7 protein-coding genes are annotated in these 13,225 nt (G+C 64.6%); 6 read left to right on the top strand and 1 reads right to left on the bottom strand.

Features of this window, described 5'->3' with window-relative positions; translation table 11 throughout:
• Positions 1 to 60 precede the first annotated feature (60 nt).
• Positions 61 to 3,789, top strand: a complete 3,729-nt coding sequence (locus DSX2_RS08640) for a pyruvate carboxylase (RefSeq protein ID WP_020879793.1) — start codon at positions 61 to 63, stop codon at positions 3,787 to 3,789.
• 149 nt (positions 3,790 to 3,938) lie between these two features.
• Complete coding sequence (locus tag DSX2_RS08645) at positions 3,939 to 7,514, top strand: PEP/pyruvate-binding domain-containing protein (protein WP_020879794.1); 3,576 nt, start codon at positions 3,939 to 3,941, stop codon at positions 7,512 to 7,514.
• A 214-nt stretch (positions 7,515 to 7,728) separates the two neighbouring features.
• Here DSX2_RS08645 and DSX2_RS08650 read toward each other — a convergent pair whose 3' ends face one another.
• Entirely contained in the window at positions 7,729 to 9,036 is a 1,308-nt protein-coding gene (locus DSX2_RS08650) for a M23 family metallopeptidase (RefSeq protein WP_020879795.1), read from the bottom strand.
• A 508-nt stretch (positions 9,037 to 9,544) separates the two neighbouring features.
• Here DSX2_RS08650 and DSX2_RS08655 point away from each other — a divergent pair.
• The 4 genes from DSX2_RS08655 (at position 9,545) to DSX2_RS08670 (ending at position 13,130) form a co-directional block, all read left to right on the top strand.
• Positions 9,545 to 10,501: a hydrogenase small subunit gene (locus DSX2_RS08655; protein WP_020879796.1), complete on the top strand. Its 957-nt coding sequence runs from the start codon at positions 9,545 to 9,547 to the stop codon at positions 10,499 to 10,501.
• Between the two features lie 63 nt (positions 10,502 to 10,564).
• Positions 10,565 to 12,268, top strand: a complete 1,704-nt coding sequence (locus DSX2_RS08660; protein ID WP_020879797.1) for a nickel-dependent hydrogenase large subunit — start codon at positions 10,565 to 10,567, stop codon at positions 12,266 to 12,268.
• Between the two features lie 76 nt (positions 12,269 to 12,344).
• Positions 12,345 to 12,842, top strand: a complete 498-nt coding sequence (locus tag DSX2_RS08665) for a HyaD/HybD family hydrogenase maturation endopeptidase (RefSeq protein WP_020879798.1) — start codon at positions 12,345 to 12,347, stop codon at positions 12,840 to 12,842.
• A gap of 30 nt (positions 12,843 to 12,872) precedes the next feature.
• Entirely contained in the window at positions 12,873 to 13,130 is a 258-nt protein-coding gene (locus tag DSX2_RS08670) for a HypC/HybG/HupF family hydrogenase formation chaperone (RefSeq protein WP_020879799.1), read from the top strand.
• Positions 13,131 to 13,225: the final 95 nt, after the last annotated feature.

Below are 13,225 nucleotides of genomic sequence, written 5' to 3' on the forward strand. Positions count from 1 at the left end.
TTCCTGGCGCGAGGTCGCCTGTGGAAAAAACCCGCCAATCCGCCCCCCTGAGGAAGCATAATGGCCGAAAAGACGTTTGACCAGGTTGTCGAGGAGATCAAGGGCAAGTCCATTCTCGTTGCGAACCGGGGAATCCCGGCCCGCCGCATCGTTCGGACCATCCGCGAGATGGCCCAGGGCGTGGCGATCATGACCGCCACCGATCTCGACAAGGCCTCTCCGACTACGGCTGCAGCCCGGGAGCTGCTATTGCTCGGCGAGGACCCCAGGGCCTATCTGGATATCGACCTGATCATCCGCAAGGCCAACCAGCGGGGCATCATCGCTGTGCACCCCGGCTGGGGATTCGCCGCGGAAGACGAATCCTTCCCCAAGAAATGCTCCGAGAACGGCCTGCTCTTCATCGGGCCCACGGCCGAGGCCATGCGCCTGCTCGGCAACAAGGTCGAGGTGCGCAAGCTCGCCAAGCGCTGCGGCGTGCCCGTTGTCCCCGGCTCCGAAGGTTCGGTGACCGTCGAGGAGGCCCGCAGGCTGGCCCACGAGATCGGCTTCCCGATCATGCTCAAGGCCGAGGGCGGCGGCGGCGGCCGCGGCATCTACGAGGTGTACAACGACGAGCAGCTCGAGAGCTCGTTCCTCAAGGCCTCGGCCCTGGCCCAGGCCTCCTTCGGCAACCCGCGCCTGTTTGTGGAAAAGCTCCTGACCTCGGTGCGCCACATCGAGATCCAGGTCATCGCCGACAAGTACGGCAACGTCTTCTGCTTCGACGAGCGCGACTGCACCGTGCAGCGCAACCACCAGAAGCTGGTGGAGATCACGCCTTCGCCCTGGAAGGGGATGACGGCCGATCTGCGCGAACGGCTCAAGGAGTACTCGAAGAAGCTGGTCCTGGCGGTCGGCTACCATTCGCTGTGCACCGTCGAGTTCCTGGTGGACACCACGGGCACGCCCTACCTCATCGAGGTCAACACGCGGCTGCAGGTGGAGCACGGCATCACCGAGTGCCGCTACGGCGTGGACCTCGTGGAGGAGCAGATCGCCGTGGCCTTCGGCGCCAAGCTGCGCTTCAACGAGCGCAACACCAAGCCGCGCCAGTGGGCCATCCAGATGCGCATCAACTGCGAGGACCCGCGCAAGAACTTCGCCCCCAATTCCGGGCTCATCACGCGCTACGTCTCGCCGGGCGGGCAGGGCATCCGCCTCGACTCGTGCATCTGCATGGGCTACGAGTTCCCCTCGCAGTACGACTCCGCAGCCTCGCTGCTCATCGCCTACGGCCGGACCTGGAGCAAGGTCTGCGCCACCCTCGAGCGCGGCCTCCGAGAGTACATCATCGGCGGGGTCAAGACCACGATCCCGTTCCATTTGCAGATCGTGAAGCATCCGCGCTTCATCGCCGGCGACTTCGACACCAACTTCGTGCGCCAGCACCCCGAGCTCTACGACTACCGCGACGAGGAGTCCGAGGAACTCAGGCTCTCGCGCCTCGTGGCCGAGATTTCGGCCAAGGGGTACAACCCCCACGTGCAGCTCGGCGAATACCGGGGGCCGTCGGACAAGCGCGTGGGCCGCTTCGATCCGGTGCGTCCGCCGCTCGACCTGAACGCCACGGACATCCCGTATCCGCGCGGCGACCGCAAGGCCATTCTGGACAAGGTGCGCGACACCCGCGCCGAGGGCATCGTCCACTTCTCGGACACGACCACGCGCGACATCACCCAGTCCAACTCGGGCAACCGCTTCCGCCTGGGCGAGGACCGCATGATCGGTCCCTACCTCGACCTGTGCAACTTCTTCTCGCTGGAGAACGGCGGCGGCGCCCACTTCCACGTGGCCATGCTGGCCAACATGACCTATCCCTTCACCGAGGCGCGGGAATGGAACGTCTTTGCCCCGCGCTCGCTCAAGCAGATTCTCATCCGCTCCACCAACGTGCTGGGCTACAAGCCGCAGCCGAAGAACCTGATGCGCCGCACGGGCGAGATGATCTGCGAGGAATTCGACGTCATCCGCTGCTTCGACTTCCTGAACCACATCGACAACATGCTGCCCTTCGCCGAGGTCGCCCTGTCGGCCGAGTCCAAGGGCACCATCTGGCAGCCGGCCATCTCCATGTCCTGGGCCGAGGGCTTCACCGTCGAGCACTACATGGGCGTGGCCGAGGAGATCATCCGCGTGTCCGCCAAGGCGGCCGGGGTGAGCGCCAAGAAGGTCCAGAAGATGATCATCCTCGGGCTCAAGGACATGGGCGGCGTCTGTCCGCCGTTCTTCATGCGCGAGATGATCGGCGCCCTGCGCAAGAAGTATCCCGACCTGGTCCTGCACTACCACCGCCACTACACGGACGGCCTCTTCGTGCCCGCCGTGGGCGCGGCCCTGCAGGCCGGCGCGCACATCACCGACGTGGCGCTCGGCGCCTCGGTGCGCTGGTACGGCCAGGGCGAGGTGCTCTCCACCGCGGCCTACGTGGAGCAGGAGTTCGGCCTGAAGAACATCCTGAACACGAACGTCATCCGCGACGGAAACTTCGTGCTCAAGCAGATCATGCCCTACTACGACCGCTACACGGCGCCCTACTTCAGGGGCATCGACTATGACGTGGTCGAGCACGGCATGCCGGGGGGCGCGACGTCCTCCTCGCAGGAAGGCGCCCTGAAGCAGGGGTACATCAATCTCCTGCCCTACATGCTCAAGTTCCTGGCCGGGACGCGCAAGATCGTGCGCTACCACGACGTCACGCCCGGCTCGCAGATCACCTGGAACACGGCTTTCCTGGCCGTGACCGGGGCCTTCAAGCGCGGCGGGGAGCGCGCCGTGCGCTCGCTGCTCGAGGTCCTTGACGCCGTGACCGCGAAGGCCGAGAACGAGCTCACCCCGGCGGAACTGGAAGACCGCCTCATGATCTACCAGGATTCCAACGACGCCTTCCGCCAGCTCCTGCTCGGCAAGTACGGCCGCCTGCCCCTCGGTTGGCCGCCGGACTGGGTCTACGAGAGCGCCTTCGGCAAGGAGTACGGCGATGCCATCGCCGCGCGCACGACCATCTCGCCCCTGGACGCCCTGCCGGATCTGGACATGGCGGCCGAGGAGGAGACCCTCGCGCAGCGCCTGGAGCGCCGCCCCACGGACGAGGAGGTGGTCATGTACCTGAACCACCCCGGCGACGCACTGAAGACCATCACCTTCCGCAGCCAGTTCAGCGACCCGAACAACGTCCCCCTGGACGTCTGGTTCGAGGGGCTGGAGGCCGGCCGCGAGATGACCTTCACCGATGGCTCGGGCAAGCCCCACGTCATGACCATCATCGACATGTCCCCGGTTGACACGCGCGGCGTGCGCGTGGTGCGCTACACGCTCGATTCCGAGATCATGTCCTTCGACGTGAAGGTTGCCGAGGCCAAGGCGGACCACAAGGGAAGCCTGGAGATGGCCGACCCGAACAATCCCTATCATGTCGCCGCGCCTTCCAACGGCGACATGTGGGTCATGCACGTTCAGCCCGGCGACTTCGTGAAGAAGGGCGAGGAGCTGTGCAACATCTCCATCATGAAGCAGGAGAAGGCCGTCCTCGCGCCGATGGACGGAATGATCAGACGGGTTCTCAAGGACGCCAACTACCAGGAGGACCGGCGCATGGTCCCGGTCAAGGAAGGCGAGCTTCTCGTGGAGCTCGGCCCGGTTTCGGAGTGCTGCCCGCAGTGCGGCCGCCCGCTTCCGGACGCCGATTTCGCCTTCTGTCCGCGCTGCGGAACGAATCTACAGGAAGATGAGCCGTCGCTCGTGGATTGACGGAGCGCCACGCCTCAGAGTAGGTTATAATTTGTTCGGTTTGCCGGTCCTTCCGGATGCGTATTTCGTTTCCGTGGGGAGTGTGGGGTTCTTGCGCCCCATGCCCCCGCGGATGAAGGAATATTTTTGCCCCCCAAGGAGAACGGAGAATGGCTAAAGCCAGCAAGTCGTCCGAGACTTCCAAGCCCAGCAAAGCCGCCAAATCCACTGAAGCCCTGATGCAGAAGCTGGTGCTCACCGGCGCGGACATCGTGGCCATAGGAGAGGAGGCAGAGCTCCTCGTCGGCGGCAAGAACTACAACACCGCCCTCATCAGCCAGGTGAAGGGCATCCGCGCGCCGCAGTTCAGGGCCATCTCCGCGCTAGCCTTCCACAAGGTCCTGGATGAGACCAAGGTCAACGCGGCCCATATCCGCTCCCTGGTGGACCACGAGTACAACAGCACCGACTGGAGCGACGCCGAGATCAACAAGGATCCCGAGTACCTCAAGCACTTCGTGCGCGAGATCGCGCGCAAGGCCAGGGAGGACGACTCGGACCGCAAGGGCTCGACGGTCAAGCTGCGCACCTTCGTCAACAACGTGGTCGAGGGCTTCGCCACCTCCCCCGAGGGCATCGACCAGCTGCGCAAGCGCTCCGTGCTCGTGCAGGTCGGCATCCTCTCCGTGGACGTGCCCGAGGAGGTCGCCCAGGCCGTGCGCGAGGCCTACGGCGCCATCTGCAAGGACGCGGCCCTCGAGGACGTGCCCGTGGCCGTGCGCTCCTCGGCCGCCGGCGAGGACTCGCGCAAGAAGGCCTTCGCCGGCCTGCAGGACACCTACCTGAACATCGTGGGCGAGAAGATGTGCGTCGAGGCCTACCACTGGGACTGCGCCTCGGCCTACAACCTCCGCTCCATGACGTACCGCCGCGAAGCCATCCTCGACGCCGTGACCAAGGCGGAGGAGAGCGGCGACGACTCCATCGCCGAGAACGCCAAGAAGGAATGGGCCATCGAGAACACCTCGCTCTCGGTGTGCCTCATGCGCATGATCAACCCGGTCATCTCGGGCACCGCGTTCGCGGCCGACACGGCCACGGGCTGCCGCGGCACCAAGCGCAAGGAGCTCGTCTCCATCGACGCCTCCTACGGCCTCGGCGAGGCCGTCGTGGGCGGCATGGTCACCCCGGACAAGTTCTACGTCTGGCAGCGCGACGACGGCGCCGAAGTCGTCATCCGCTCCATGGGCTTCAAGGACAAGAAGATCGTCTACAGCCCCAAGGGCGGCACCGATCTGGTCTCCGTGGACGAAGACGAGGCCTACCGCTGGTCGCTCTCCCTGGCCCAGGCCGAGGAGGTCGCCAAGGGCGTGCGCGCCATTTCCAAGGCCTACGGCGGCATGATCATGGACACCGAGTTCTGCCTCGACGCCTCCTCACGCCTGTGGTTCGTGCAGGCGAGGCCCGAGACGCGCTGGAACGAGGAGTTCGAGCTGCATCCGCACACCATCTTCATGCGTCGACTCGAAGTCGACCCCAAGGCGCTCAAGCGCGCCGAGGTGGTGCTTGAGGGCAACGGCGCCTCGCGCGGCGCGGGCACGGGCACGGTCAAGTTCCTGCGCAGCGCGCTTGAGCTCAACAAGATCAACAAGGGCGACATCCTGGCCGCCGAGCGCACCGACCCGGACATGGTTCCCGGCATGCGCATCGCCGCGGCCATCATGGCCGACGTCGGCGGCGACACCTCGCACGCGGCCATCACCTCGCGCGAGCTCGGCATCCCCGCGGTCATCGGCATCCAGCGCCACGAGATGCTGCGTTCCCTGGACGGCCAGGAGGTCACGGTCGACGGCTCGCGCGGCAAGATCTTCCGCGGCCGCCTGCCGCTGGTCGAGGTCGGCGGCGAACTCGACGTCTCGAAACTGCCCGCCACCAAGACCAAGGTCGGCCTCATCCTGGCCGACGTGGGACAGGCCCTCTTCCTCTCCCGCCTGCGCGACGTGCCGGACTTCGAGATCGGCCTTCTGCGCGCCGAGTTCATGCTCGGCAACATCGGCATCCATCCCATGGCGCTCGAGGCCTTCGACAACGGCACCCTCGAGCACGTGGTCAGGCGCAAGGTCAAGGAGCTCGACGCCAAGCTCAGCAAGGTGCTCCAGGAGCAACTGCAGGCCGGCGTCATCTCCTTCACCCTCAAGCTGCGCAACTACGTCGGCCTGGTCACCGGCCTGACCGACGAGATGGACACCCTGGCCGAGGCCGAGGGCGCCCGCGGCACGGACGAGATCCTGGCCATCCACCGGAAGCTGCGCGAGCTCGACCACAAGCTGGACGAGCACGTGGCCATGGCCACCAACCACCTGAACCTGCTGAAGACCTCCGTGGATCTCGAGACCCACGTGGCCGTGATCATGGGCTGGGACGAGCTCCTTGCCCCGGAGACTCAGGATCAGGAGGCCAGCGGCCGCCGCCTCGAGCTGCGCGAGCGCGTGCGCGAGATCGTGGACCGGATCAAGGACCTGCCCCCGATCCGCGAAGCCATCGAGCGCATCGCCGACCTCAGGCGCGACGTGGCCGTGAAGATCGGCCTGCACGGCGCCATCGAGGAAGTCCGCACCCTGGAGGAGCGCATCAGGAAGCTGCTGCTCTCCAAGGGCTTCCGCACCGGCCGCGAATACTACATCCAGATCCTCTCCCAGAACCTGGCCCTGTTCGCCATGGCCTTCTACGGGAAGAGCATCATCTACCGCACCACGGACTTCAAATCGAACGAATACCGCAACCTGGTGGGCGGCGCGCTCTTCGAGTTCGTCGAGGACAACCCGATGCTCGGCTACCGCGGCGTGTCGCGCAACATCCACGACTGGGAGCTCGAGGCCTTCAAGCTGGCCCGGGGCATCTTCGGCGGCAAGAACCTCCAGCTCATGCTGCCCTTCGTGCGCACCATCGAGGAAGCCCGCAGCATGAAGCGCTACCTCGAGCTCGTGCACAAGCTGAAGAGCGGCGAGGACGGCCTGAAGCTCATCCAGATGTCCGAGATTCCCTCCAACGCCATCCTGGCCAAGGAGTTCCTCTCCGAGTTCGACGGCTTCTCCATCGGCTCCAACGACATGACCCAGATGGTCCTGGCCACGGACCGCGACAACTCGCACCTCAAGCACATCTACGACGAGGAGGATCCGGCGGTCGTCTGGGCCATCCTCGTGACCATCTTCACCGGTCAGAAGCTCGGCAAGAAGGTCGGCTTCTGCGGCCAGGGCGTGTCCAACTCCGAGATCCTGCGCGGCTTGGTCTGCGTGGCGGGCATCGTCTCGGCCTCGGTGGTGCCTGACACCTACCAGCAGACCAAGTTCGACATGGCCGCCGTGGAGGCTGAGAACATCCCCGTCTCCGGTTTCGGCGCCTGGCTCAAGGCTCGCCACATGGAGCGCCTGAAAAAGATCCTGACCGACAACAACTACGGCCACGTGCTCAAGAAGTACTCCACGCCGGACGACCTGCGCGAGTGGTACGACGGCGAGCTGACGAGGCTTGCCGAGCAGCTGCGCGAGAACATGGACTCGAGCAAGGAGACCTTCTACCGCCAGGAGATGGAGTCCTTCCGCGGCACCTTCCACAAGCCGGTCATCTACGCCGCCTGGAACTGGGAGCAGACCGTGCTCGACGCGCTGCACCAGGCAGGCTTCAAGGACTACGAGGAGCAGGCCAAGGCGCTTGCGGCCCAGCGGGCGCGCAGCGACTGGTAGCGGCTTCCGGACACGATCATGCACGACAGCGGGGCGGCCCACCTGGGCCGCCCCGCTTTTTTTGCGTCCGGCTTCAGCAAGGAGAGGAACGGGGAGGCTGTGACCGGGCAGGCGGGCCAGCAGGAAGGGGGGCGGATGCGGAAGAGCGCACGAAAAAGGGCCGCCCGTTTCCGGACGGCCCTTCGGCTTCGCCGTTCAGTCTCGACCCGACGGGCTACTTGCCGCCGAGCTTGCTGAAGAAGTTGTCCTTCACCCAGTGCGGGTCCCACCACTCCGTGGGGTTCACCGACTGTCCGGAGACGAACATCTCGTAGTGCAGATGGTCGCCGCCGGCCATGCCCGTGGCGCCGGAATGGCCAATGACCTGGCCGCGGGTCACCATGTCGCCCACGTGTACGTTGATCTGGCTCAGGTGGCCGTAGAGCGACATGAGGCCCAGGCCGTGGTCGATGACCACCGCGTTGCCGTAGATGTCGAAGAACTGGGCCATGACGATCTTGCCGGGATTCGTGGCCTGCACCGGGGTGTTGGCCACGTTGGCGATGTCCATGCCCGTGTGCACCTGCTCGTCGATCTTCTGGCCATGGTAGATGTAGGTGCGGTGGTCGGCGAACTGGGACATGGTCTGCCCTTCGGGCCGCAGGAAGGCCTCCTTCCACATGACCTCGGGCATGCTCGTGGCCCCGAGCTCGAGCAGATGGGCCATGTCCTTCTTGCGCAGATCGCGGTTGACCTTGAGGAATATCTCCAGATTGCTCTTCAGATCCGGAAAGTCGCTCTCGAACTGCTGCATCTTGTCGTCGAGAAAACGGTCGGAGATGTTGATGTTGTCGTTTCTGAACTGCTTGTCGTTCGCGTGGAAGGGCAGGGGGCGATCACGTTCGTTTCCAGCCATGTCCACGGCGACGAGCACGGGAGAGAAGTCGTTCACCGACATGAACCACGGGAAGGCGAAGAGGCAGGCGTAGCGCCCGTCGGCGAGCCGGTATCCCGGGAAGAGAAAGTCGCCGACCTTGACGCCGGTGCGGCTCAGGTTCTCGTCGGCCGTGTACACGGCGAGCCCGGAGCCGCCGCGCGTGAGGTTGTGGAACTGGCTCTGCAGGTCGATCACGGGCTTGCGGGTATCCAGCGTGAGCTGCTGGTCGACCGTCTGCTTGGCGCCGGCGCCGAAGTGGAAGGCCGAGGCGTCCGCGGCCTCGATGTGCAGGGTGAAGGGGCCTTCCTTGAAGGATGTATCCCCGAGATGCACCTTGACCTCGGCCTTCTTGGCTCCGTCGAGCTTCTTGTCCAGGAGCACGACGTGCGCCTGGTCCTGGTCAGCGGTGACGACCACGGAGCGCAGCCCCGAGCCTTCGTCCGCAAGGTCGATCACGATATCGTGGTCGCGGTTGACCGCGGTGCCTTCGAGCCGGACTGAAACCAGAGGCGGCGTGGTGTCGCTGAAATAGCTCACGCCGACGAAGACGGCCGCGGCGAGCACGGCCAAGCCGAATATGACGCTGATGAAACGGGAAATCTGCATGCTGCATCCGGGGTTGTGGTTTGGGGGAATGTCCACGGTCGGGACGGGGAGCATCGTAGGTTTTTTTCGGGCCGTGTCAAACATCCTGGGGCATACGTGCACCCGGTACGGTTGTGATCAGGTGCGGCAAAGGGGAGCCGTTGCGGTCCATGTGGTGTTACGAAATTATCATTCATGCCACTATCGACGAACTCCGCAACTCCGCGCGTGGCAAGGCTCCACGCACTGATAAAAACTGAAATTGTATTGACGGCGCGGTTGGAATTCGAGTAGACGGGGGGTACTTGTATTAAACCGTTACAAACTTCTGCGGACGCCGGAGCAATGCGGACTGACGGCTGCTTCAGGAGACCCGGTGGAACGCCGGGAAACAATGCGTACATCACTGTCGCCAAGGCGGTGGTGCGCACGGCTTCATCCGGCCGGAAAGGCGGTTGGTTTTCCGGCTGGTGGCATAGGGTGCATGGCAATCGGCAACAGGTGATCCTTTGACCTTGGAGGTGTTCGAATGAAAATTCACGTGGGACACGGAGACAGGAGCGCCGAGGAGCGGCTGCAGGCGAACGGCGTCTCGCGCCGTGACTTCATGAAGTTCTGCGCCGCGGTGTCGGCGGTTCTGGGCCTCGGTGCCTCGGGGGCGACCGAAGTCGCCGCCGCGCTGACCCAGAAGCGCAGGCCCAGCGTCGTGTATCTGCACTGCGCCGAGTGCACCGGCTGTTCCGAGTCGGTCCTTCGCGCCGTTCAGCCGATCATGATCGACGACCTGATCCTGGATACCATTTCCCTGGACTACCACGAAACCCTTATGGCTGCCGCCGGCGAGAAAGCCGAGGAAGCCCTGCACAGCGCCATCAACAATCCCGATGGCTTCATCTGCGTCGTCGAGGGCGCCATCCCGATGAAGGACGGCGGCATCTACGGCAAGGTGGCCGGCAAGACCATGTACGACCTGGTCGCCGAAGTGGCCCCCAAGGCCAAGGCCGTCATCGCCATCGGCAACTGCGCGAACTTCGGCGGCGTGCAGGCCGCCAAGCCCAACCCGACGGGTGCCAAGGGCGTGAACGACGCGTTCAAGGACAAGGGCATCAAGGCCATCAACATCGGCGGCTGCCCCCCGAATCCCTACAACTTCGTCGGCGCCGTGGTCCTGTACCTGCAGGGCAAGAAGATCGAGTTGGACGAGTACAGCCGTCCGCTGGCCTTCTACGGCGAGACCGTCCACGACCACTGCCCGCGCCAGAAGTACTTCGACCAGGGCATGTTCGCTCCTTCCTTCGACTCCGAGGAAGCGCGCAAGGGCTACTGCCTCTACGAGCTCGGCTGCCGCGGTCCCTACACCTTCAACAACTGCCCGACGGTGAAGTTCAACCAGACCAACTGGCCCGTCGAGGCCGGCCACCCCTGCATCGGCTGCAGCGAGCCCAATTTCTGGGACGCCATGAGCCCGTTCTACGTGCAGATGTAAGGCCCGTTCGTCAGGTGTCAGGAGAACAGAACCCAGCCGCTTTCCCCAAGGGAGGAAATACACATGTCCGGATGTAAGACGCAGGCTCCCGGAGTGATGGCCACTCCGTTTGCCCAGAACTTCAGCGGCCCCGTCGTGGTGGACCCGATCACCCGCATCGAGGGCCATTACCGTGTCGAGGTCGAGGTCGAGAAAGGCTACGTCAAGAACGTTTGGACCTCGGCACAGCTCTTCCGCGGCCTCGAGATCATCCTCAAGGGCCGTGACCCCCGCGACGCCGCCCACTTCACCCAGCGCTCCTGCGGCGTGTGCACGAACGTGCACGCCGTCGCCTCCGTGCGCTGCGTGGACAACGCCGTCAAGGTCGTGATCCCCGAGAACGCCACCCTGATGCGCAACCTCGTGCTCGCGCAGCAGTTCCTGCACGACCACATCGTGCACTTCTATCACCTGCACGCCCTGGACTGGGTGGACGTCACCTCCGCGCTGACCGCCGACCCGGCCAAGGCCGCCAAGATCGCCAACGACATCTCGCCCAACCGCAAGACCACCGCTGCCGATCTCAAGGCCGTCCAGGACAAGCTGAAGGCCTTCGTGGCCTCCGGCCAGCTCGGCATCTTCACCAACGCCTACTTCCTCGGCGGCCACCCGGCTTACTACCTGCCCGCCGAGGTCAACCTCATCGCCACGGCCCACTACCTGGAGGCCCTGCGCCTGCAGATCAAGGCCGCGCGCGCCATGGCCGTCTTCGGCGCCAAGAACCCGCACACCCAGTTCATGGTCGTGGGCGGCGTGACCAACTACGACGGCCTGCGCCCCGAGCGCATCGAGGAGTTCCGTCAGCTCTTCCGTGAGACCAAGAAGTTCATCGACGAGGTCTACATCCCCGACCTGCTTACCGTCGCCAGCTACTACAAGGACTGGGCGAAGATCGGCGGCACGACGAACTTCTTCTGCTGCGGCGAGTTCCCGACCGACGAGTACGATCTGAACTCCCGTTACATGCCCCCGGGCGTGATCATGGGCCGCGACCTCGGCAAGCCCATGGCCTTCGACCAGATGAAGATCGAAGAGCACGTGGCCCGCTCCTGGTACAAGGGTTCCGCCGCCCTGCATCCGTGGAAGGGCGTCACCGAGCCCATGTACACGAGCCTGGACGACCGTGAGAAGTACTCCTGGTTCAAGGCTCCCCGCTACGACGGCAAGGCCATGGAAGTCGGCCCCCTGGCGCAGTGCCTGGTGGCCTACGCCAAGGGCCATCCGGACTTCAAGCCCGCGGTGGACATGGTCCTCAAGAAGCTGGGCGTCGGCCCCGAGGCCCTCTTCTCCACCCTCGGCCGTACGGCCGCCCGCGGCATCCAGACCATGGTCATCGCCGGCAAGATGGAAGTCTGGCTGGATCAGCTGGCCTCCAACGTCTCCAAGGGCAAGCTCGACATCTACAAGGACTGGAAGATGCCGGACGAAGCCTACGGTGTGGGCTGGGCGGACGTGCCGCGCGGCTCGCTGTCCCACTGGATCCACATCAAGGGCGGCAAGATCGACAACTTCCAGCTCGTCGTGCCCTCCACCTGGAACCTCGGGCCCCGTGACGAGACCGGCCAGCTCTCCGCGGTGGAAGAGGCCCTCATGGGCACTCCGATCGCCGATCCGAAGCGTCCGGTCGAGATCCTGCGCACCGTGCACTCGTATGACCCCTGCATCGCCTGCGGCGTGCACGTCATCGACTCCCAGAGCAACGAGGTCCACAAGTTCCGCATCCTGTAGGAAGCGGCACCGCACGACCACTCCGGGAACCTGGCCCGAAAGGGCCAGGTTCCCTTTTTCTTCCAAGGACGGACGCATGGAGCAGACGGAGACGAAACGAATCCTGGTCATGGGGGTCGGCAACATCCTGTGGTCTGACGAGGGCCTCGGGGTGCGCACCGTCGAGTGGCTCGAGAAGAACTACGATTTCAGCGGGAACGTCAGCCTGTTCGACGGCGGCACGCTCGGCATGCGCCTCATGGAGCCGATCATGGAGTCCGACCTGCTGATCGTCGTGGACGCGGTGCTCGGCGACGGTGATCCGGGGAGCATTTACCGTCTCACCGGGGACGATCTCAGAAAGAGCCTTGCCTTCAAGAACTCGATGCATCAAACTGACCTCGTGGACACGCTGATCTACTGCGACATCGCGGGCCATCGCCCGGAGGCGGTGGTCATCGGCGTCGAGCCGTACGACTTCCAGACCATGGCCGTCGAGGTTTCCCCGTGCATAGCCGAGCGCATGCCCGAGATCGCGAAGGTGGTGCTGGAAGAGATTTCACGCGCCGGCGGCGGCTACACGGCCAAGGCCTGATCCGTCCGTCGAGCGAAGAGGAGAGACATCATGTGCCTTGCGATTCCCGTTCGCATCGAGGAGATCGAAGACGGCGTGGCCCGTTGCCGCGTCGGTGAGGGCGACACGTTCATCAACGCTTCCCTGATGATGACCGAAGGCGAGGCCAAGGTGGGAGACTTCCTCATCGTCCACGCGGGCTTCGCCCTGCGCATCCTGGACCCCCAGGAGGCCGAGGAGAGCCTGCGCATCCTGCGCGAGATGGCGCGGTCGGTGGAAGGGCAGGAGCACCTCGCCGACATGTTCTGAGCGGACACCGTCCGGGAGTGCTTGTCGGGGAGGCGCGGTAATTCGCTGTCCTGGCAGGAATAAAATTTTTTCTAGAAAATTTTTTGCATTCGTCT

Origin of the sequence: Desulfovibrio sp. X2 (assembly GCF_000422205.1) — a bacterium.
In the GTDB taxonomy this organism is placed as follows: Bacteria; Desulfobacterota; Desulfovibrionia; order Desulfovibrionales; family Desulfovibrionaceae; genus Alkalidesulfovibrio.